This window comes from Luteibacter sp. NPDC104163 (assembly GCF_055584245.1).
This window is the reverse complement of the sequence record NZ_JBVJMK010000001.1, coordinates 14,022-34,640: the sequence shown is the minus strand read 5'-3', so window position 1 is coordinate 34,640 and position 20,619 is coordinate 14,022. Positions and strand designations below refer to the sequence as shown.

Below are 20,619 nucleotides of genomic sequence, written 5' to 3'. Positions count from 1 at the left end.
CCCTGTATAGTGACCGGCCACCATAGGAGGAAAGGTGGCGCCCCTGGCGCCGACCCATGTTTGCATTCGACTGGTTAGCCGACCCTTCGGCCTGGGCAGGTCTTCTCACGCTGATCGTGCTGGAGATCGTCCTCGGTATCGACAACCTCGTGTTCGTCGCCATCCTCGCCGACAAACTACCCGCCCGCCAGCGCGACCACGCGCGGCTCCTGGGCCTTGGCCTCGCGCTGGTCATGCGCCTGTGCCTGCTTGCGGCCATGTCCTGGCTGGTCACGCTCACGCAGCCCCTGTTCCAGTGGAACGGTTTCGGCCTGTCCTGGCGCGATGTCATCCTGCTGGTCGGCGGTGCCTTCCTCCTGTTCAAGGCGACCCTGGAGCTGCACGAGCGGCTGGAGGCCGGCGACGACCATGACGGCAAGGGCGCCCGCCGGGCGAGCTTCTGGCTGACCGTCGCCCAGATCGTCATCCTCGATGCCGTGTTCTCACTGGATTCGGTGATCACCGCCGTCGGCATGGTCGACCACCTCTCGATCATGATGATCGGCGTGGTCGTGGCCATGGCGCTGATGATCACCGCCAGCAAGCCGCTCACCGCGTTCGTGAACTCGCGGCCCACGGTGATCATCCTGTGCCTGTCCTTCCTGCTGATGATCGGCTTCAGCCTCATCGCCGAGGGCTTCGGCTTCCATATCCCCAAGGGGTACCTGTACGCCGCGATCGGCTTCTCGATCATGATCGAGGTGTTCAACCAGACCATGCGGCGCAACCGCCGCCGTTCGCTGCTGCTGGGTGGCCGGCTCATGCGCGACCGTACCGCCAAGGCGGTGCTGCGCCTGCTCGGCGGTAGCGCCGACGACGAGGGCGAGAGCAAGAAAACACCGGATACCGAGCAGGCGGAGGCCGCGGTGTTCGGCAGGGATGAGCTGGAGATGGTGCAGGGCGTGCTGGATCTCTCGCAGCGCCCGGTACGCTCGATCATGACCCCGCGCACCGAGATCGTCTGGGTCGATCCTTCCGATGCGCTGCCGAACCTGCTTACCGAGGCGCGCGAATCAGCGCATCACTGGATGCTGGTGGCACATGGCGATCTCGACCAGCTGGTGGGGGTGACCTCATCGCGCGACCTGCTCGCCAGCCTCACCGAGCACGGACGCCTGGTCACCGAAACGGCGGTGCGCAAGCCGATCACCGTGCTCGAATCGCTCAGCGTGCTGCGCTTGATCGACGAGTTCCGCCGTGCCCCGCTGCAGGTGGCGCTGGTCGTCGACGAATACGGCAGCATCCTCGGCCTGGTCACCCCGGCCGATGTGCTGGAGACAATTGCGGGTGAATTCCCCCACGAAAGCGGCGAGGGCGATCCGTCGGCGGTCAGCGAGCCGGACGGTGCGTGGCTGCTCGATGCCAGCCTGGACGTCCGCCGCGTCGAGCACCTGCTGGGTCACCGCCTGCCGGGCGCGGGCGAAGGCAACTTCGCCACGCTGGCCGGCTTCGTGCTGCAGCAGCTGGGCCGCCTGCCCGGCGTGGGCGATACCTTCGAAAGCGAACGCCTCGCGTTCGAAGTCACTGCGATGGAAGGCGCCCGCATCCAGCGCGTCCGCGTGCTGGCGCTACCCGCCACGGAAGACTGACATAACGCCTTGTGGGAGCGCGCTTGCGCGCGATGGGTGCTTGCCGCAAGTACATCGGGCGCAAGCGCGCTCCCACAAGGGTGCTGCGATCAACCCGCCTGCGACGCATCCTCGGCCGGCGCCGCGTTGTTTTCCATGATCGCCATGCCGATCCCGCCGGCGGCCATCAGCATCAGCGCGGCCCAGGCGATCATCGACACCATGTAACCCGGGCCACGGCGCGAGGCATCGCGCAGGTAGGACACGGCGTACCAGACGCGGCCGGCGAGCCAGATCAGGCCGGCGATGCCCGCCCAGAGCGGATCGACGTACTGCGCCGCCAGCCACAGCGCCGGGATGAACATCGTGGCGTTCTCCAGCGTGTTCATCTGCACCCGCCAGGCCCGCTCGAACGCCGGATCGCCCGAAATCGCCGGCGCCTTGATGCCGTAACGGCTCCGCGCCCGGCCCACGGACCAGACCGTGAAGAACATCAGGAGCAGGGTGAGCAGGGTGACGACGGCGGGGAGCTGACTATTCATGAAACGATCCGGGGGACGACGGTAACCGCCGAGTTTACCGGCAACCGTCCGTGCGATCATGCCGACCGTGTCTCGCGGGAGCACGCGAGCGGGGAGAGGAGAACGCCATGCTCTGGGATAAAGGCCGTAGAAGCGACAACGTGGAAGACGCCGGCACCGGCGGCGGGGGCCCTTCGTTCGGCGGTGGCCGCGGCCTCGGCATAGGAGGGATCATTCTCCTGGCCATCCTGGGGCTGGTGTTCTACAAGGACCCGACCGCACTGCTTAGCCAGGACGGCGGCGGCAGCCTGGCGCCGCCCCAGGCCGAGGCGCCCCGGCATGCCCAGCCGGCGGAATCCAGCGACCCGCAGGTCGACTTCGTCCGGGCCATCCTCGGCGAGACCGAGGACACCTGGGGCGAGATCTTCGAGGCGAATGGCCACCAGTACGTCCAGCCGAAGCTCGTGCTGTTCCGCAATGGCGTGCAGACGGCATGTGGCTCGGCATCCTCGGCGGTGGGGCCGTTCTACTGCCCTGGTGACCAGAAGGTGTACCTGGACCTGGGCTTCTTCCAGCAGATGCAGCAGCAGTTCCACGAATCCGGCGACTTCGCTCGCGCCTACGTGATCGCCCATGAAGTGGGCCACCACGTGCAGAACCTGGTCGGGGTCTTCGACAAGGTGAACGAGGCGCGCCGGCGTGGCGCGCGCATGGAGGGCGCGAATGGGCTTTCCGTGCGCCAGGAATTGCAGGCGGATTGCTTCGCGGGCGTATGGGCCAACCATTCGCAGCAGCGCCAGCACTGGCTGCAGGCGGGCGATATCGAGTCCGCGCTGAATGCGGCCACGGCCATCGGCGATGACCGGCTGCAGGAGCAGGGGCAGGGGCGGGTAGTGCCGGATTCGTTCACGCACGGGACGTCGGCGCAGCGGGTAAAATGGTTCAAGACCGGCTTCAGTTCCGGCGATATCGGCGCGTGTAACACCTTTTCAGGTTCGATCTGACGTATGACCCACCCTTGCTTGTGCTGCGGCGCTTGCTGCGCGACGTTCCGCGTCGCCTTCCACTGGATGGAAACGGACGCAGCCGGCGGCATCACGCCGGCTGCGCTGACGGAGCACCTCGATCCGCACCGTGTGAACATGCACGGGACGAATGCATATGACCCGCGCTGCAAGTCGCTGGTAGGGACGATCGGCGTGGCGGCGCATTGCGGCATCTATGAGGTGCGACCCTCGCCATGCCATGACCTGAAGCCTGCATGGGAAGACGGCGTGACGCCGAGTCCGCAGTGCGACAAGGCACGCCTCAAGCACGGCATGCAGCCGCTTACGCCGGCGGATTTCGCTTAGGGCTCGCCTTCGGCTTCGCGGGCGCGATGACGTAAGCCGGGCCCGCTCGTACAGAGCATCGCGCGCAAGCGCGCTCCCACAAACGAAGCTGCAAAAAAAAAAGCCCGGCGCAAGGCCGGGCTTTTTTTCGATCAGTAGTCGCGCTTGCGGCGCGGCGGCTTGCCGCCGCCGGGGCCGCCGGAGCGGGCACCCTGGGGGCGGAAGTTGCCGCGGGGACGCGGCGGGGCGCCGCTCTGCGGCTGCTCCGTGCCATCCCACTCGCTGATCTTCAGCTGCTGCTGCGCGACCCACACCTTCTTCAGGTGGTTGAAGGTCTCCGCCGGCATGCCGTCCGGCAGGTCGATCAGGCTGTAGTCGTCACGGATGCTCACGCGGCCGATGAACTTCGCCTCGACGCCACCTTCGTTCGCGATCGCACCCACGATGTTGCCCGGCTTCACGCCGTGCTCGTGGCCGACTTCGATGCGGTAGGTCTTCTTGCCCGCCTCGGTCGCGTGTGGACGCGGCTGGCGCATGCCCTCGCGCACCGGGCGACGATCGCCGAAGTCGCCGCCATCACGCGGGCCGCGGTCACGATCGAAATCACGCTGCGGACGGTCGTTGCGGTCGTACTCGCGCGGCGGACGCTCGGTGTACTCGCGCTTCGCCGGCGGCTCCAGAAGCAGCGGCTGGTCGCCCTGGGCGATCTTCGCCAGTGCGGCAGCGATCTCGATCGCGGGTACGTTCTGCTCCTGCTCGAACTTCTCCACCAGCTGCTGGAAGATGCCCAGGTCGCCGGCGGCGAGCGTATCGACGATGCGCTGGTTGAACTTGTTCACGCGCGTGTCGTTCACCGCCTCGATGGTCGGCAGCTGCATCTGCTCGATCGGCTGGCGCGTCGCGCGCTCGATCTGGCGGAGCAGGTTGCGCTCACGCGGGGTCACGAACAGGATGGCCTCGCCGTTGCGGCCCGCGCGGCCGGTGCGGCCGATGCGGTGCACGTACGACTCGGTGTCGTGCGGGATGTCGTAGTTGAGCACGTGGCTGATGCGCTCCACGTCGAGGCCGCGCGCGGCGACGTCGGTGGCGATCAGGATATCGAGCTTGCCGGTCTTCAGCTGGTCGATCACGCGCTCGCGCTGGGCCTGCGCCATGTCGCCGTTGATCGCGGCCGCGGCGAAACCACGCGCCTGCAGCTTGCTGGCGAGTTCTTCGGTGGCCGACTTGGTGCGGGCGAACACGATCATCGCGTCGAAGCTTTCCGCCTCGAGGATGCGGGTGAGCGCATCGAGCTTGTGCACGCCGCTGACCCACCAGTAACGCTGGCGGATGTTCGCCGCGGTGGTGGTCTTGTTCTTGATCGTGATCTCGACCGGATCTTTCAGGTAGGTCTGCGCGATGCGGCGGATCGGCGACGGCATGGTCGCGGAGAACAACGCCACCTGGCGGCCTTCCGGCGTCGCCTGGAGCAGCTTCTCGACATCGTCGATGAAGCCCATGCGCAGCATTTCGTCGGCTTCATCCAGCACCACGAACTTCAGCGCGGAAAGATCCAGCGTGCCCTTGTCGAGGTGGTCAATGATGCGGCCGGGGGTGCCGACGACGATCTGTGCGCCGCGCTTCAGGCCCTGCAGCTGCGGGCCGTAGCTCTGGCCACCGTAGATCGGCAGCACCTGGAAGCCCGGCATGTAGGTCGCGTACTTCTGGAAGGCTTCGGCCACCTGGATGGCCAGTTCGCGCGTCGGTGCGAGCACCAGCGCCTGCGGCTTGCCCGGCTTGACGTCGATGCGCGAAAGCACCGGCAGTGCGAACGCGGCGGTCTTGCCGGTGCCGGTCTGCGCCTGGCCGATCACGTCGCGGCCTTCGAGCAGCGGCGGGATGGTCGCGGCCTGGATGGGGGAGGGGGTCTCGTAGCCCACGTCGGTCAGGGCGCGGACGACGTTAGCGTCGAGCGCGAGCGCGCTGAAACCGGGCAGGGCCGGAGCGTTGTCGGTATCGGGGGATGTCATGGCAGCCTCGGGGAGGGGCGCGGCGGCGGATTCGGCGCCGGGCAGTAACGGTATTGTAGCAGCGATCAGGGGCTTACGTGCGGGGCCGTGGCTCTTTGTCACGTCGGCGTTACACTCACTGGTCAGCTTTCGTAAGGGAGAAAGGCATGGCGGCGATCGAGACGGTATCGGAGCAGCGTTGCTTCGGCGGCACCCAGGGGTTTTACACCCATGCCTCGGAGGCCTGCGGGGGCCCGATGAAATTTGCCGTATACCTGCCGCCGGCCGCGGAAAAGGGCCCGGTGCCGGTGCTCTGGTACCTCGCCGGCCTGACCTGCACGGCGGAAACCTTCACGACCAAGGCCGGTGCACAGCGGGTCGCGTCGGAACTCGGCGTGGCCCTGGTCATGCCGGATACCAGCCCGCGCGATACCGGGATCGCCGGGGCGACCGGTGACTGGGAGTTCGGTGAAGGCGCCGGTTTCTACCTCGATGCCACCGAGGCGCCGTGGAACGCGCGCTTTCGCATGTACAGCTACGTCGTGGACGAGTTGCCCCGCCTGCTCGCAGAACGCTTCTCATTCGACATGGGCCGCCAGGGCATCTTCGGTCATTCCATGGGTGGGCACGGCGCGCTGACCATCGCCCTGCGTAACCCGGGCCGTTACCGCTCGCTCTCGGCGTTCGCGCCCATCGTCGCGCCGGCGAGCGTGCCCTGGGGCCAGAAGGCGTTTCCGCGTTACCTCGGCGATGACAAAAAGGCCTGGCGCAAGCATGACGCCACCGCACTGATGGAAGAGGGCGCGCATTTCAACGGCACGATCCTCATCGACCAGGGCGAGGCCGATGGCTTCCTCGTGAACCAGCTGCAGCCGCAGCGTTTCGAAGCAGCGTGCGAGAAGGCGAAGCAGGCGCTCAAACTGCGCATGCAGCCTGGCTATGACCACAGTTACTACTTCATCCAGACCTTCGTCGAAGACCACCTTCGCCACCATGCGAAAGCGCTCCTCGCATGAGCGAACCCGTCCGCATGCGCACGCCGCGCCTGCTTGTCCGCCTGCTGGATGTCGAGGAGGCGGAACTGCTGCTGCGCTACCGGCTGGAGAACCGCGAACACCTCGCGCCGTGGGAGCCGTTGCGCAACGCATCGCATTACACGCTGGAGGGCTGCCGCCAGACGATCGAAGCAGGGCTGGAAGCGGCGCGTTCCGACCGCGGTTTCCCGTTCGTGATGCTATCGCCCGATGGCAGCGAGATGATCGGTAGCTTCACGTTCGCCAACGTCGTGCGCGGCGTGTTCCAGGCGTGCCACCTCGGCTACGGGCTTGCGCGTCGGCACGAAGGGCAGGGCCTTATGTTCGAGGCGCTGGATGCGGCGGTGCGCTACGCGTTCGGCCCGCTCGATTTCCACCGGGTGATGGCGAACTACATGCCGCGCAACGATCGTAGTGGCCGCCTGTTGGAGCGCCTGGGCTTCGAGAAAGAAGGCTATGCGAAGCGCTACCTGAAGATCGATGGCCTGTGGGAAGACCACGTGCTCACGGCGAAGATCAGAACGCAGGGGTGAGCGGCGACGGTTCGGCGGGTGTCGTCGGCTTCGCGTCCGCGGCGAACAGCGCCGACCAGGCCGCGCGTTCTTCCCAGGCCAGCCAGAGGTAGATCGCGAGCAGGATCACGTGGATGCCGAACAGCTCGCCTTCGGTGACGAAGTGATAGCCGAAGATGACGACGATGGGTGCGGCCAGCAGCAGAAGCGCGAGGGCCGCCATGCGGTGCGCGATGAGAGCGACGCCCGCGTAGGTGAAGAGCACCCCGAGCAGCGGCATGATGAAACCGCTGGCGCCGATGCCCGCGATGAACGCATGGCCTGCGTTGGTGTGCGGGGCGGGGGGCTGCCAGAACCCGAAGATGTGGTTCAGGCCGGAGAAGATGAAGAGCGCGCCGAAGAGGGTGCGAACGGTATGCGTGCTGTAGCGATACAAACGGGTCATGCGGGGTCTTGCCTGTTTCGGGAGGGCCTGCCAAGCCCCGCATGATCCCGATTGCCGCATGGGCGCACCATCGCCCATGCGGCTAGGCCATCAGGCCTTGTTGGTTGCCGGGCCGCGACGCTGGCGGCGGCGCTTGTGGTTACCGGTGTTCTCGCCGGTGCCCGCGGCCGAGTGGCCATGCGGACGGTGCGACGACGGGCGACCGCCATTGCCCGACCGGCTTTCGCCACCCGAACGGCTCTCGCCGCCCTGGCCGCCGCGGCCCTGGCCGTTGCCGCCCTGACGCTGGCCGTTGCCACCACCGTGGCGCTGGCCACCGCCCTGGCCGCCCTGGCCGCCACCCTGGCGACCGCCGGCCTGGCGCTGCTGCTGCTTCGGACGCGGCGCACCGGCATCCAGGCGTAGCGGCGAGCTGGGCTCGAAGCCTTCCACGTTGACGATCTCGAGGTCGGACTTCAGCAGGCGGCGGATGTCGCGCAGCAGGCCCGACTCATCGTGGCTCACCAGCGATACGGCCTGGCCCTCGGCGCCTGCACGGCCGGTGCGGCCGATGCGGTGCACGTAATCTTCGGCCACCATCGGCAGGTCGAAGTTGATCACCACCGGCAGCTGGTCGATATCGATGCCGCGAGCCGCGATATCGGTAGCGACGAGCACGGTCGTGCGGCCCGTCTTGAAGTCAGAGAGTGCACGCGTACGGGCGTTCTGGCTCTTGTTGCCGTGGATCGCGGCGGCACGCATGCCGGCGGATTCAAGGAAACGCACGAGCTTGTCCGCGCCGTGCTTGGTGCGGCTGAACACCAGCGTCTGCCGGCGGCTGTCCTGCGCCAGCACGTGCAGCAGCAGGTCGCGCTTCTGCGCGGCATCCACCGGGTGCACTCGGTGCGTCACGGTGTTGGCCACGGTGTTGGCCGGCGCGGTCGATACTTCGCGCGGATCACGCATGAACTGCTGCGCGAGTGCCTTGATCTCCGGCGCGAACGTGGCCGAGAACAACAGCGTCTGGCGCTTCTGCGGCACGGCGGCGAGGATGCGCTTCAACGCGGGCAGGAAGCCCATGTCGAGCATGCGGTCGGCCTCGTCGAGCACCAGCGTTTCCACCTTCGAGAGGTCCACCGAGCGCTGCATCATGTGGTCGATGAGGCGGCCCGGCGTGGCCACGACGATCTCGACGCCGCGACGCAGGGCGTGCAGCTGGTTACCCATGCCGACGCCACCGAAGATCACCGTGCTGCTGATGCGCAGGTACTTCGCGTATTCGGCGAGGTTGTCCTGCACCTGCGCGGCGAGTTCGCGGGTGGGGGTGAGGATCAGCACGCGGATGGGGCGGCGGCCTTCCCGGAAATCGGAGTTGGCGAGCTTGTGCAGCACTGGCAGCAGGAACGCGGCGGTCTTGCCGGTGCCGGTCTGCGCGGCGGCCATCAGGTCGTGGCCAGCGAGGACCTCGGGGATGGCGGCTGCCTGGATCGGGGTCGGGTTCTTGTAGCCGGCTTCCGCGAGCGCACGCAGCAACGCGGGCGCAAGGCCCAGCGAATCAAAGGACATTGGGGATGACTCCTGTGTGCCCGAGCGTTCCCTGGAACCGCGCCGCAGGCGATGAATTCGGCGGCCGCGCGTGCCAAGGAGGGCAACGGGCTGGCCGGTGTCGCGCGCGCTGTTCGGGGGTGGGGGAGCGGCGGGGACCTGGTTCCAGGACCCGCGCCTCAGCTCCGCAAGGGAGTCGATAGCGGCGGCACGACCCATCGAGTCTACCACGTTTTGCGCCGCAGCATGCGGCGCCGCCCACCTGGCGCGCCGCCCTCGGGGCTCCCGTTCAGGCCGCCCGGCGCGAGGCCGTCATCAGCCAGCTGTTGTAGGGGGTCCGACCGAAAAGGGGGCGGAAGCGCACCTTGATGCCGCGGGGTTCCAGGACGCTACGGATGTCGTCCTCGGTCGGGAAGTACTGGGCACCCCCGGGGATCCAGCCGACGGCCTTGATGAACTTCTCTTCCAGCACCGTGGCCCGGTAGCGCCAGGAGCCATCGCGGATGACGCTGCGCAGGATCAGGACGCCATCGTCCGCCAGGTGGTCGACGGCATGGGCCAGCAGGGCGCCCTGGCGCTCGGCAGGCAGGTAGTGCAGCACGTCCAGCAGCGCGACGTGGCCATGCAACGACTGCGGCGAGGTGGCGTCGGCCTGGCGCAGGGTCAGCGCGCCGCCCAGGCCGCCACGCTCGGCGGCTTCCTGTCCCATCGCGATCTTGCGCGGGTCGCTGTCCAGGCCCAGGTAGCCCTCCAGCGCACCGCATGCATGCAGGTAGTGCCCCAGCAAACCCAGGCCGCAGCCTATGTCGAGCACGGGCAGGGGCGTGCCCGCGACGGCCCGGGCGCACGCGGCGTACACCGGGTCGGTGGCGAGCTTGCCGTGGATATAGAAGCGGTCGCCGCGCGTGCTGAAGCGTGAAGCGATGCGGTGCCGTGCCTGGCGGTTCAGGATCATGGTGTGCTCTTGGCCATCCGTGGAAGGGGCCGGGCGCACGAGCGACCGGCCCGTCCGTTTATTGCTGCTGCTGGGCAGCGCTGCCCTTGTTGACGTAGGCATTGTATTCGGCAGCATCGATGCGACCGTTATGGTCCTTGTCGGCTTCGCCAAAGTGCGCGCGCATTTCCTTCAGCGCCGGGTTGTCCTTCGGCAGGTCGCTGCGGGTAAGGCCCTTCCCGGACTTGTCGAGGTCGGCGTAGGCCGGTGCGCCCTCGGGCGCCGCCGGTGCCGATCCCGGCATGGACGACTGCTGGGGTTGCGGCGGTGCCGGCGTCGGCATCTGTGCCAGGGCGGCGCCACTGGCCAGCGTGCCGGCGAGAGCGAGCGAAACGATCAGCTGCGGATACTTCATGGAGTCCTCCGTCGTTGTGATGGCGTGGCCAGTGTAGCGGCGAAGCGTCGTCGGGCTGTGAGCCCCCCGTTGGCATTTTGAGCCCTGCGGACCCCGGTGCCGCCTTGCCCGGGGGGCGGGCTCTGGCCGCGACGACGGGGCGGCGTGACGCCGGGGCCCGCGCCCGGTAAAATGCCCCGTTTTCATCCGGTAGAAACCATCATGCAGGCTGGCAAGGGCAAGGTCATCTCGTTCCATTACACCCTCAGCGTCGACGGCCAGAAGGTCGAGACCTCGACCGACGGCGGCGAGCCGTTGTGGATCCTGCTCGGCCACGGCCAGCTGATCCCGGGCATGGAAGCGGGCCTGGAAGGCAAGTCGGCCGGTGACAAGTTCGACCTGGAAATCACCCCGGACCAGGGCTACGGCGAGCGCCGCGAAGGCGCCACCCAGCGCGTGCCGAAGAAGTACTTCCCGAACCAGGGCAAGGGCCTCAAGGCCGGCGACACCACCGTCCTTTCGCTGAAGGAAGGCGGCCAGCAGGCCGTGGTCGTGCAGAAGGTCGGCTCCAGCGTGGTCGATATCGACACCAACCATCCGATGGCCGGCAAGACCCTGAACTTCAACATCGACGTCCAGTCGGTGCGCGATGCCTCGGAAGAAGAAATCGCCCACGGCCACGCCCACCCGAACGGTGACGGCGCGCACTGATCCCCCAGTGTGGCGAACGAAAAAGGCGGCCTTCGGGCCGCCTTTTTTATGCGATGTCGTGCGTGCTCAGCGCATCTTCGTGTCTTCAAGCACCGCCATTACGCCATCTCCCTGCTGCGAAAGCTGGGCCGTGCGCCGAAGGCCAGCAGCCACAATGCGAACACGATCTCGCCGAACTGGATGGGCGCGCAGATCGAGGACAGCGTCGGCGCGGCCGGGGGCCACGCAAAGCCGGTGATGCATTGGGCGACGTAGGCGATGCCATTGATGAGCAGCCAGGCCCCAAGCAGGCGCGGCAGGAAGCGCGAGTGCCAGACAAGCGCGCTGAGAGGCAACAGCCACAGGCCCCAGAACAGTTCGGCGGCGACGATCATGCGATCGTGCAGGCGCAGGAAAACCTCGGCCAGCGCGAAGCGCTGCGCCTCGCTGAAGGCATCGAGGAAGGGTGCGCCCTTCGCAAGGAGGATGGCGGCTGCGTCGTTGCCAACATTCACCACGTAAAGCGTGGCGGGGATGATGCCGCCCAGGATGACCAGCGCGTTCGACCAGTCCTGTTGCACGCCGAGCAGGAGCCGGCGCAGCGCGAAGGTGAGGAAAAGCATCGCGACGCCGGTAAGCAGGTCGGTGACGATGCCTGCGCGAAACAGGGCGAGGTGATCGAGGACGTCCTGCGCCGATCCGTCGGGAACGACGATGAGCCGCACGGGGGCGGCGAGGATTACGACGAGGAACCAGAGCCCGGCGATACGGGCGAGCTTGCCTTGCGGTGTCATGCCCCATCCCTGTGAAGCGGTGTGGCAGCACTCTGCGCCACCCCGGCACGTATTCCCTGTGCCGGAAGACGGGGGCCATTGGCCCCCGTCCGATGGCCGACGCTTAAGCGAGAGCCTTGCCGTTGACGCTGACGTCCACGTCGACGTTGCCACGGGTCGCATGCGAGTAGGGGCAGACGTCTTCGTGCGCGGTCTTCACGATTTCCTGGGCGGTCGCGTCATCGACGCCCGGCAGGCTGACGGCCAGCTTCACGTTGATCGCGAAGCCCGAGCCCTGGCGCGGGCCGATGCCCACTTCGCTCTTCACCGAAGCGCCATCGACGTTGACCTTCTTCTGGCCGGCGACGAAGCGCACGGCGCCCTCGAAGCATGCGGCGTAGCCCGCGGCGAACAGCTGTTCCGGGTTGCTGCCACCACCGGCGCCACCCATTTCCTTCGGCAGGCGCAGCTGCAGGTCGATCAGGCCATCGCTGCTCTTGACGTGACCCTCGCGGCCGCCGGCGACTTCGGCGTGGGCGGTGTAGAGGACCTTTTCGATCTTGGAGACGTTGCTCATGAGGGCTTTCCTTTCTGGTGACAGGGGAGGAAGCACCGGGTCAGTCCCGGGCCGTGAAGCTAGTAGAGCACGCAATTAAATCGCGCGCAATCTAATTAATGCGAGGCGACTATCCATGTTGCCATTCGTTCAGTTTAGAACGCGTCGACCATAGACGAAGTTTTCCTTCCAATAGGTGCCATCGAGCTCATCGAGGCGCACGGTGCCGCCCGAGTTGGGTGCGTGGACGAAGCGGCCCTTGCCGACGTAGACGCCGACATGGCTGACATGGCCACGGCCGAAGAACACCAGGTCGCCGCTCGCCAGGTCGGATTCGCTGATCTTCGGCTTGTCGAGGTCGGCCATTTCGGTGGACGTGCGCGGCAGGCGAAGTCCCGTCGAGGTCAGGTAGATGTAATTGACCAGGCCACTGCAATCGAAGCCGCCGGCCGGCGTGTTGCCGCCCCAGCGGTACGGGGTGCCCACCAGGCCGATCGCGCGGAACAGGACGTCGTTGGCGGCGTCCGGCGGCGGGGCCGCTGCCGGCTTCGTCGACCAGTTCAGGTTTTTCGCGAGTGGTACGGCAGATGCCGGGTTATTGCGCTGGGACGACGAGGAGCGCTTGTGCGGGGTGCTTCCGCACGCGGCGAGCAACGCCAGGGCGGCCGCCATCGCCACGAAGCCAAGGGCGCGCAGCGGGCGAAGGGTGGGCTTGGCTGGGTGCATCGGGCGTTTCCCCTGTAAGGATCGGCACGGGGAGGTTATCAAATCAATAGGTTGCGTGGAATACCTCGCAACTCGCGCGAATTTATCTCCTGGACAGGGCGCCGCAGGCCGGTTCGGCCGTTAGACTCACGGCATGGAAAGATCGCGAAGTGATGTGCTGATCATGGGCGGCGGGGTGATCGGCCTTGCCTGCGCGCTCTACCTGCTGAAAGCAGGGGCCAGCGTGCGGATCCTCGAGCAGCACACCCCGGGCAGCGGCAGTTCGCACGGCAACTGCGGCACCGTGACGCCCAGCCACGCCGGCCCGCTGACCATGCCAGGCATGGTCGGGACCGCGCTGCGCTCCATGCTGCGGAAGGACGCGCCGATCTATGTCGACCCGCTGCCGGATCCGGAGCGGGCGCGCTGGCTGCTCGGTTTCGCACGGCGCTGCACCTGGCGCGATTTTCAGCGAGCGGGCGAGGCGCGGGGTGCGATCCTTGCGCGCTCGCGCACCCTGATCGGCGAGCTGGTCGGTATCGATGAGCTCGATTGCGAGTTCGAAGATGTCGGCGAGCTTTACGTGTATCGCGACGAGCGCGCGCTGCAGCACGATCGCGCCCACGTCGAGCTGTTGCGCCGTCTCGGCATGGATGTCCGCGTGCTCATGGGCGATGACGTGCTGGCGCTGGAGCCGGCCCTGCGCGATGGCGTCGTCGGCGGCCTGCTGCATCCCGGTGATGCGCGCCTGCGGCCTGACCTGTTCGTCGCGGAGTTGACCCGCCGCGTGCGCGAGCTGGGCGGTGCGATCGAAACCGGTGCGCGCATCGACTCGTTTGTCACCGAAGGCGACCGCATCACCCACGTGCGCACGACGGGCGGCGTCTTCAGCGGCGACCGCGTCGTGATGGCGCTCGGTGCGTGGTCGCCGCTACTCGGTCGCCTGCTCGACATCCGCCTGCCCATGCAACCCGGCAAAGGCTATTCACTGACCTGGGACCAGCCGCCCGTCAACGCGCCCACGCATTCGCTGGTGCTGCGCGAAGCGGCTGTCTGCGTGACGCCGTGGACATCGGGCTACCGGCTTGGCAGCACGATGGAGTTTTCCGGCTTCAACGAAGGCCTCAACGAGGTGCGCCTGGACGCCTTGCGCCGGCGCGCAGCGGATTACCTGTACGAACCCGAGGGGCAGGGCGAGGTCACGCCTTGGTGGGGCTGGCGCCCGATGAGCGTCGACGAGGTGCCGGTGATCGGGCCGAGTTCGCGCTGGTCGAACCTCGTGTACGCCACGGCGCACGGCATGCTCGGCATCAGCATGTCGGCGGCGACGGGCGAGCTCGTCGCCAACCTGCTTGCGGGCCCGGCACCGGTGCTCGATGCGACGCCGTACTCGCCGGCGCGCTTCGGTTTATAACGCGCGCGCTTTTTCACACGCGGGCACCGGCCGGCTTTGCTACGGTGTCGTTTCCCTCATTCCCGACCCCGTGGAGCCATGCATGTCCGACGAAGCCTTCGACCTTATCGTGATCGGCGGTGGCTCGGGCGGCCTGTCTTCCGCGATCCGCGCGGCGAAGCACGGCGCGAAGGTTGCGCTCGTCGAGCCAAGGGAACTGGGTGGCGTTTGCGTCAACGTGGGCTGCGTGCCGAAGAAAGCCATGTGGTACGCGGCGCAGATGGCGGAAGCGCAATACATCGCCGCGGACTACGGCTTCACCGACAAGCCCGGCATGCTCGACTGGCCAGGTTTCATCGATCGCCGCAACGCGTATATCGACCGCATCCACGCCAGCTACCAGCAACAACTGGATAAGTGGAAGATCACCCTGGTGCACGAGATGGCCCGTTTCATCGAGCCGCACCGGATCGCCGCGGGCGATCGCGTGCTCACGGCGCCCCACGTCATCATCGCTACCGGCTCCGCGGCGAACACGCTGGACAAGCCGGGCTTCGAACACAGCGTTACCTCGGATGGGTTCTTCGACCTGCGTGCCTGCCCGCAGCGCACGGCCATCATCGGCGGCGGCTACATCGCCGTGGAACTGGCGGGGGTGCTGCGTGCGCTGGGCAGCGAGGTGGACCTGTACGTGCGTGGGCGCCTGATGAGCAGCTTCGATGAAGAGATGGCGTACCAGCTCGGTGAAGAGATGGCCAAGCACGGCATCAACATCAACTACTCGTGCCAGATCGATGCCGCGCACAAGGTCGATGGCCGGTTGCTGCTGGATTGCGACAAGGGCACCCGGCCGGGGCCGTACGACCTCCTGGTCCAGGCCGTGGGGCGGCATGGCAATACGGAGTCGCTCGGTCTCGATGCGATCGGCCTCGGCACCAACGACGAAGGGCAGATCGAGGTCGACGATTTCCAGGAGACCGGCATCCCTGGCGTGTATGCCGTGGGCGATGTCACCCAGCGGCTGGCCCTGACGCCCGTCGCCGTCAATGCCGGGCGGCAGCTGGCCGACCGCCTGTTCGGCGGCGCGAAGGATGCGAAGCTCGATTACCAGAACGTCCCGAGCGTCGTGTTCTCACACCCGCCGCTTGGCACCGTCGGCATGAACGAGCAGCAGGCGCGGGCGAAGTTCGGCTCCGACGTACACCTGTACAAGCAAACCTTCGTGCCCATGCAGCTGGCGCTGGCGCACCGCCCCATGTATGTGCGGTTCAAGCTGATCTGCGTGGGCCATGACTCGCGCATCGTCGGCATGCAGATGCTGGGGCCGGGCGTGGACGAGATCCTCCAGGGCTTCGCCGTGGCGATCAAGATGGGCGCCACCAAGGCCGACCTCGACGCGACCATGGCGATCCACCCGACCTCGGCCGAGGAAATGGTGACCATGGGTGATCGGGTCCCCGGCTGAGCGGTACACTGGCGCCATGACCCCGTATTCCCTGCACCGCGGCAACGCGCCGCTCCTGATCAGCCTGCCGCACAACGGCAGCGTCATCCCCGATGAGATCGCCGCGCGCATGAAGCGGCCGGCGCGCCACTCGCCCGATACGGACTGGCACGTGGGCGAGCTGTACGATTTTGCGAAGGGCCTGGGCGCCAGCGTCATCCGCCCGGTGGTTTCTCGCTATGTCGTCGACCTCAACCGCCCCTCCGACGGCCATGCGCTGTACCCGGGCAAGAAGGAGACAGGCCTGGTCCCCACCATCATGTTCGACGGCCACGACATCTACCGCGGTGGCGCCGAGCCCGATGGCAAGGAGATCGCCGACCGGGTGAAGCACTGGTGGAAGCCGTACCACAAGGCGCTGGCCGATGAGCTGGCCCGCCTGAAGGGCCAGTTCGGCCATGTGGTGCTGTGGGATGGCCACTCGATCCGCAGCCACGTGCCCATGCTGTTCGATGGCCGCCTGCCCGATTTCAACCTGGGCACCGCCGATGGCATCAGCTGCGCGAGCGGGCTGCAGGCGAAGGTCGCCGCCATCCTCGAGGCGCAGGGCGATTACTCGTATGTCGTGAACGGACGCTTCAAGGGCGGTTACATCACCCGTAACTACGGCCGCCCGGAAGACGGCGTGAGCGCCATCCAGCTCGAACTGTCGCAGATCACCTATATGGACGAAGACAGTTTCGAATACCTGCCGAAGAAGGCCGCGCGCGTGCAGGTACTGATCGGCGAGATGCTCAAGGCCTGCCTCGACGGCACGCAGCAGCTCACGGCCTGACCCACTGCCGTTGTGGGAGCGTGCTTGCACGCGATGGGTGCTGGCGCCACCTCCCATCGCGTGCAAGCACGCTCCCACACCTAAGCCTGGGAAGGCAGCGCCGCCACGCACTTCAGCTCAATGGCGATAGGCGTCGGCAATGACGTGATGCCCACCGTCGTGCGGCACGCATCGACGCCGGCGAAGGCTTCCGCGTAGAGCTTGTTGTATGTCGCGAAATCGCGCGCCATGTGGGTCAGGAACACCGTGACGTCCACCAGGTCCTCCCAGCGTGCGCCACTGGCTTCCAGCACGGCGCGGACGTTGGCGAACACCTGGCGGCACTGCGCCTCGATGTCGTAAGACACGAGGATGCCGTTCGCATCCATGACGTTGCCGGGCACGATGTTCGTCCCTGGCGTGCGTGGCCCCACGCCCGACAGGAACAAGAGGTTGCCCACGCGACGCGCGTGCGGATACGCGCCGACGGGCGCTGGCGCGCCGTCGGTGCGGACGATGTCAGAGCCCGTGGTCGATGCAGACATTCCGTGCCTCCGTGAAGAATCGCATGGCCTCGAAGCCGCCTTCGCGGCCCACCCCTGATTGCTTGCCGCCGCCGAACGGCGTGCGCAGGTCGCGCAGCATCCAGCAGTTGACCCAGACGATACCGAATTCCAGCTTCGCCGCCATGCGGTGGGCGCGCGAGATGTCACGCGTCCACAGCGAGGCTGCCAGCCCGTAAGGCGTGCCGTTGGCGATCGCCAGCGCTTCGTCCTCGGTATCGAACGGGATGAGCGTGACTACCGGCCCGAAGATTTCTTCCTGGTTGGTGGCCGCATCGAAGGCGAGCCCTTCGATGACCGTCGGCGCCACGAACCAGCCGTCCGCGCAGCGGCCGTCGAGCCGCACCTGCTCGCCACCCAACAGCACCTCGCCACCCTCGGCGCGTGCTCGCTCGATGCAGGCGATGACCTTGTCGAAGTGCGCCTTCGAAACCAGCGCGCCCAGGTCGCTTCCGGCATCCTCCGGATCGCCCACGCGCAGTGCACGGACGCGCTCGAGATACGCCGCGCGGAAGCGCTCGTAGATCCCGCGCTGTACGAGCAGACGCGAGCCGCACAGGCAGATCTCACCCTGGTTCGCGAAGCCCGAGCGGACGATGGTGGCCATCGTCTTGTCATTGAAATCGAAGTCATCGAAGACGATGGCAGGATTCTTGCCACCGAGTTCGAGCGAAACCTTCTTGAGCCGTGGTGCGGCGGCGGAGGCAATGGCGACGCCGGTGCGCGTGCTGCCGGTGAACGAAATGGCTTTCACCGCGTCGTGGACCACGATGGCTTCGCCTACCGCCGGCCCCGTGCCATGCACGATGTTGAAGATACCGTCGGGGAAGCCCGCCTCCTGTACCAGCGTGCCGAGCAGCCACGCCGTGTGCGGGGTGACTTCGGACGGCTTGGCGACGACCGCATTGCCCGCCGCGAGCGCCGGCGCGACCTTCCATGTGAACAGGTAGAGCGGCAGGTTCCACGGACTGATGCAGCCGACGACGCCGAGGGGCAGGCGCAGGGTGTAGTTGATCGCGCCGTGTTCCATCGCATGCGATTCGCCGGCGAACTGCGTGGCGGCTGCCGCGAAGAAGCGCAGGTTGGCGATCGCGCGTGGGATATCGAGCTGGCGGGCCAGGGCCAGCGGCTTGCCGCTGTCGCGCGACTCCGCCGCGGCGAACTCGTCCAGCCGTGCTTCGATCAGGTCGGCCAGGCGGTACAGGCAGCGCGCGCGTGCATCGGATGGCAGGGTCGACCAGCGGAGCAGGGCGGCCGACGCCGCGGCGACGGCGTCGGCGACGTCCTCGGCCGTCGAGTCGGGACCGCGGGCGTACGCCTGCCCGACAGCCGGCTCGACCACTTCGAGGTAGCGGCCGCCGCGTGGTACGCGGGGCTCGCCGTTGATCAGGTTGCTGAAGGTCAGCATGGGCGGCGGGCTCAGTTCAGGCTGCGCGTGCGGCCGCCATCCACGGCCAGGCTGACGCCGTTGATGTAGCCCGCGGCAGGGCTGGCGAGGAACGCGATCACCGCACCGACTTCGGCGGGATCACCGAAGCGCGCGGCAGGCACGCTGGCGAGCAGGCCGCGCTCCACCTCATCGCGGCCGCGGCCGGCCTTCACGCTGGACTCCACCAGGGCATCCAGGCGCGGCGTCCGGGTGTAGCCGGGCAGCACGTTGTTCACGGTGACGCCGTCGTGGGCCACCTCGGCCGATAGCGTCTTCGCCCAGCCGGCCATGGCCGCGCGCACGGTGTTGGAGACGCCCAGGTTCGGGATCGGCTCCTTTACCGAGGTGGAAATGACGTTGATGATGCGGCCGTAGTGCGCCTCGCGCATGCCGGGCAGGCAGGCCTGCAACAGCACCTGGGCGCTGATCACGTGCTGGCGGTAAGCCGTGAGGAAGGCCTCGGTATCCGCCGCGTGCACGGCGCCGGGCGGCGGGCCGCCGCTGTTGTTCAGCAGGATATGGACCGCGTGGTCCTTCACGACACTGGCGACGGCCGCCGCGAGCGCGTCGGTGTCGAGCATGTCGACGGCGAGGTAGCTGTGCTTCTGCCCGGCCTGGGCGGCGGGCAACTCGGCGGCCAGCGCCTTGAGCGCATCGGCGGAGCGGGAGAGCAGGGTGAGGCTGGCCCCGAGTTCGGCCAGTTCGAACGCCGTGGCCCTTCCTATCCCTTGCGAGGCGCCGCAGACCAGTGCGTGACGTCCGGTGAGGCGAAGATCCATGCGGCGCTCCTTGGTGGGTGGCGGGCGGTCAGCCCTGTTTCATCGCCCACCACTGTATCGCCATCGCGGCGAACCAGCACGGCCAGGCCAGCCACGGCGTCCGCCGCCACCAGGCCTGCCAGCGGTTAAGGTCGTCGTCGTTGAACAGGGCCGGGGCATCCGAGCGCAGGACCCGGCGCATGCGCAGCCAGTTGGCCATGCCGTTCGGCCGGCCGGTATCGGCCTCGGTGATCGTCCGCCAATGGTCGGGGTAGCGCTTGCGCAGCAGGCGGGTGAACCGCCACTGCGCGATGAAGTGCAGGAGGAAGAAGACGATCGCACCGAACAGGAGCAGGAGGTAGGCGTAAACCGCGGTGACCATGGCGCTTAGCTACCCTTTTCCTTCTTCTGCGCATCCTTGCCGAGCAGGTCGGTGCTGACCACGTCCTTGAGCGTATTGATCACGCCATTGCCGGGCGCGGCCTGGCCGCAGACGGCATTCTTCAGCGCGCTCTTGTAGCTGTCGTTCTCGATACCGACGTACACCACGCCATCCGGACCGTGCTGGATCTTGAAGTTGCCGGTCGAGTTCATCTTGATCGGCGCCTCGGCCGAGAACGTCGTGGGCGACTGCTCCCAGTAGGTCTGGCTCTTCTGCTGCTTGGCCGAGGAGTACACCACGAGGTAGCGCGCGCGGTCGTCTTCCACCTTGAACTTGCCGAAGGCGCCGGTCGTCTCGCTGGTCCAGCCGATGTACTCGCACAGCTGGATGTCTTCCGCGTGCAGCGGCTGGAAGGCATCGTCCAGGATCACCACCGTCGGCGCGAACAGGTAGCTCGAGCTCAGCCAGCGACCATTGAGCTCGGACTTGAGCGCGATGGTGTAGGGCATCTGCGCGCCCTGCGGCAGGCGGAACGCAAGGAAGTAGCTGCGATCGCCGTTGAGGCTGGCGACCGGCGTGTCCTTGGTCAGCGCGAAGCGCTTGGGCTGCCAGGGCAGCATGTCCTGGTAGGACAGGTCGGCGAAGCTGCCACAACACGGGTCGGCGCTATCGAGCGCCTTGCGCGCGAGGTCCACCGTGATCGACGGGTTCTCCGGCGGGCGGAAGTTGGGCGGCACGATGGTCTTGCAGCCGCCCAGCACGGTGAGGGCGGCGGCAAGCGGGAGCAGGCGATTGAGTAAACGGGGCATGATCGATTCGTTG

23 protein-coding genes are annotated in these 20,619 nt (G+C 67.2%); 9 read left to right on the top strand and 14 right to left on the bottom strand.

The window, feature by feature from the left end:
* Positions 1-56 precede the first annotated feature (56 nt).
* The gene (locus ACZ6YI_RS00185; protein ID WP_465776922.1) at positions 57-1,628 is read left to right on the top strand and encodes a hemolysin family protein; all 1,572 of its coding nucleotides are present in this window, start codon (positions 57-59) and stop codon (positions 1,626-1,628) included.
* A gap of 89 nt (positions 1,629-1,717) precedes the next feature.
* Here the strand turns inward: ACZ6YI_RS00185 and ACZ6YI_RS00180 are convergent, their stop codons facing one another.
* Positions 1,718-2,149: an MAPEG family protein gene (locus ACZ6YI_RS00180; RefSeq protein WP_440329976.1), complete on the bottom strand. Its 432-nt coding sequence runs from the start codon at positions 2,147-2,149 to the stop codon at positions 1,718-1,720.
* A gap of 107 nt (positions 2,150-2,256) precedes the next feature.
* Between ACZ6YI_RS00180 and ypfJ the strand changes: the two genes are divergently transcribed.
* A complete protein-coding gene (gene ypfJ, locus ACZ6YI_RS00175; RefSeq protein WP_465776921.1) occupies positions 2,257-3,132 on the top strand; it encodes a KPN_02809 family neutral zinc metallopeptidase in 876 nt (291 codons plus the stop codon).
* Positions 3,133-3,135: 3 nt separating this feature from the next.
* The gene (locus tag ACZ6YI_RS00170) at positions 3,136-3,480 is read left to right on the top strand and encodes a YkgJ family cysteine cluster protein (RefSeq protein ID WP_465776920.1); all 345 of its coding nucleotides are present in this window, start codon (positions 3,136-3,138) and stop codon (positions 3,478-3,480) included.
* A gap of 131 nt (positions 3,481-3,611) precedes the next feature.
* Here the strand turns inward: ACZ6YI_RS00170 and ACZ6YI_RS00165 are convergent, their stop codons facing one another.
* Positions 3,612-5,468, bottom strand: a complete 1,857-nt coding sequence (locus ACZ6YI_RS00165; RefSeq protein WP_440327458.1) for a DEAD/DEAH box helicase — start codon at positions 5,466-5,468, stop codon at positions 3,612-3,614.
* Positions 5,469-5,614: 146 nt separating this feature from the next.
* On the opposite strand from ACZ6YI_RS00165, the gene fghA reads away from it, so the two are divergent.
* Positions 5,615-6,463 (top strand): S-formylglutathione hydrolase, encoded by an 849-nt coding sequence (fghA, locus tag ACZ6YI_RS00160; protein ID WP_465776919.1) that lies wholly within the window; start codon positions 5,615-5,617, stop codon positions 6,461-6,463.
* Complete coding sequence (rimJ, locus tag ACZ6YI_RS00155) at positions 6,460-7,014, top strand: ribosomal protein S5-alanine N-acetyltransferase (protein ID WP_465776918.1); 555 nt, start codon at positions 6,460-6,462, stop codon at positions 7,012-7,014. The genes fghA and rimJ overlap by 4 nt, the downstream gene beginning before the upstream one ends.
* Here the strand turns inward: rimJ and ACZ6YI_RS00150 are convergent.
* The 4 genes from ACZ6YI_RS00150 to ACZ6YI_RS00135 all read right to left on the bottom strand — a co-directional run bounded on the left by ACZ6YI_RS00150 (position 6,998) and on the right by ACZ6YI_RS00135 (position 10,311).
* Complete coding sequence (locus tag ACZ6YI_RS00150) at positions 6,998-7,438, bottom strand: hypothetical protein (protein WP_465776917.1); 441 nt, start codon at positions 7,436-7,438, stop codon at positions 6,998-7,000. The genes rimJ and ACZ6YI_RS00150 overlap by 17 nt on opposite strands.
* 90 nt (positions 7,439-7,528) lie before the next feature.
* Positions 7,529-8,983: a DEAD/DEAH box helicase gene (locus ACZ6YI_RS00145; protein WP_465776916.1), complete on the bottom strand. Its 1,455-nt coding sequence runs from the start codon at positions 8,981-8,983 to the stop codon at positions 7,529-7,531.
* 268 nt (positions 8,984-9,251) lie between these two features.
* Positions 9,252-9,917, bottom strand: a complete 666-nt coding sequence (locus ACZ6YI_RS00140; RefSeq protein WP_465776915.1) for a class I SAM-dependent methyltransferase — start codon at positions 9,915-9,917, stop codon at positions 9,252-9,254.
* A 58-nt stretch (positions 9,918-9,975) separates the two neighbouring features.
* Positions 9,976-10,311 (bottom strand): EF-hand domain-containing protein, encoded by a 336-nt coding sequence (locus ACZ6YI_RS00135; RefSeq protein WP_465776914.1) that lies wholly within the window; start codon positions 10,309-10,311, stop codon positions 9,976-9,978.
* 201 nt (positions 10,312-10,512) lie between these two features.
* On the opposite strand from ACZ6YI_RS00135, the gene ACZ6YI_RS00130 reads away from it, so the two are divergent.
* The gene (locus ACZ6YI_RS00130) at positions 10,513-11,001 is read left to right on the top strand and encodes an FKBP-type peptidyl-prolyl cis-trans isomerase (RefSeq protein ID WP_440326119.1); all 489 of its coding nucleotides are present in this window, start codon (positions 10,513-10,515) and stop codon (positions 10,999-11,001) included.
* A 98-nt stretch (positions 11,002-11,099) separates the two neighbouring features.
* Here ACZ6YI_RS00130 and ACZ6YI_RS00125 read toward each other — a convergent pair whose 3' ends face one another.
* From ACZ6YI_RS00125 to ACZ6YI_RS00115, 3 genes are all read right to left on the bottom strand, one after another.
* Entirely contained in the window at positions 11,100-11,774 is a 675-nt protein-coding gene (locus ACZ6YI_RS00125; RefSeq protein ID WP_465776913.1) for a DUF4386 domain-containing protein, read from the bottom strand.
* Between the two features lie 103 nt (positions 11,775-11,877).
* Entirely contained in the window at positions 11,878-12,330 is a 453-nt protein-coding gene (locus tag ACZ6YI_RS00120; protein WP_440326116.1) for an organic hydroperoxide resistance protein, read from the bottom strand.
* A 129-nt stretch (positions 12,331-12,459) separates the two neighbouring features.
* On the bottom strand, positions 12,460-13,035 hold the full coding sequence (locus tag ACZ6YI_RS00115; RefSeq protein WP_465776912.1) for a C40 family peptidase: 576 nt from the start codon (positions 13,033-13,035) through the stop codon (positions 12,460-12,462).
* Positions 13,036-13,168: 133 nt separating this feature from the next.
* Here ACZ6YI_RS00115 and ACZ6YI_RS00110 point away from each other — a divergent pair, with 133 nt between their 5' ends.
* From ACZ6YI_RS00110 to hutG, 3 genes are all read left to right on the top strand, one after another.
* Positions 13,169-14,428 (top strand): NAD(P)/FAD-dependent oxidoreductase, encoded by a 1,260-nt coding sequence (locus ACZ6YI_RS00110; RefSeq protein WP_465776911.1) that lies wholly within the window; start codon positions 13,169-13,171, stop codon positions 14,426-14,428.
* Positions 14,429-14,510: 82 nt separating this feature from the next.
* Positions 14,511-15,872 carry a glutathione-disulfide reductase gene (gene gorA, locus ACZ6YI_RS00105; RefSeq protein ID WP_465776910.1) on the top strand — a complete coding sequence of 454 codons (1,362 nt, stop codon included), beginning with the start codon at positions 14,511-14,513 and terminating at the stop codon, positions 15,870-15,872.
* Positions 15,873-15,888: 16 nt separating this feature from the next.
* Complete coding sequence (gene hutG / locus ACZ6YI_RS00100) at positions 15,889-16,686, top strand: N-formylglutamate deformylase (RefSeq protein ID WP_465776909.1); 798 nt, start codon at positions 15,889-15,891, stop codon at positions 16,684-16,686.
* 80 nt (positions 16,687-16,766) lie between these two features.
* Here the strand turns inward: hutG and ACZ6YI_RS00095 are convergent, their stop codons facing one another.
* Genes ACZ6YI_RS00095 through ACZ6YI_RS00075 form a run of 5 tightly spaced genes read right to left on the bottom strand, consistent with a single transcriptional unit; the run spans position 16,767 to position 20,606 of the window.
* Positions 16,767-17,210, bottom strand: coding sequence for a RidA family protein (locus ACZ6YI_RS00095; RefSeq protein WP_465776908.1), 444 nt, complete (start codon positions 17,208-17,210; stop codon positions 16,767-16,769).
* Positions 17,185-18,636, bottom strand: a complete 1,452-nt coding sequence (locus tag ACZ6YI_RS00090; RefSeq protein ID WP_465776907.1) for an aldehyde dehydrogenase — start codon at positions 18,634-18,636, stop codon at positions 17,185-17,187. The genes ACZ6YI_RS00095 and ACZ6YI_RS00090 overlap by 26 nt, the downstream gene beginning before the upstream one ends.
* 11 nt (positions 18,637-18,647) lie before the next feature.
* A complete protein-coding gene (locus ACZ6YI_RS00085; protein WP_465776906.1) occupies positions 18,648-19,436 on the bottom strand; it encodes an SDR family oxidoreductase in 789 nt (262 codons plus the stop codon).
* 28 nt (positions 19,437-19,464) lie between these two features.
* Positions 19,465-19,797, bottom strand: a complete 333-nt coding sequence (locus ACZ6YI_RS00080; RefSeq protein ID WP_440326101.1) for a hypothetical protein — start codon at positions 19,795-19,797, stop codon at positions 19,465-19,467.
* A gap of 5 nt (positions 19,798-19,802) precedes the next feature.
* Positions 19,803-20,606, bottom strand: a complete 804-nt coding sequence (locus tag ACZ6YI_RS00075) for a MalM family protein (protein ID WP_465776905.1) — start codon at positions 20,604-20,606, stop codon at positions 19,803-19,805.
* Between the last annotated feature and the right edge of the window lie 13 nt (positions 20,607-20,619).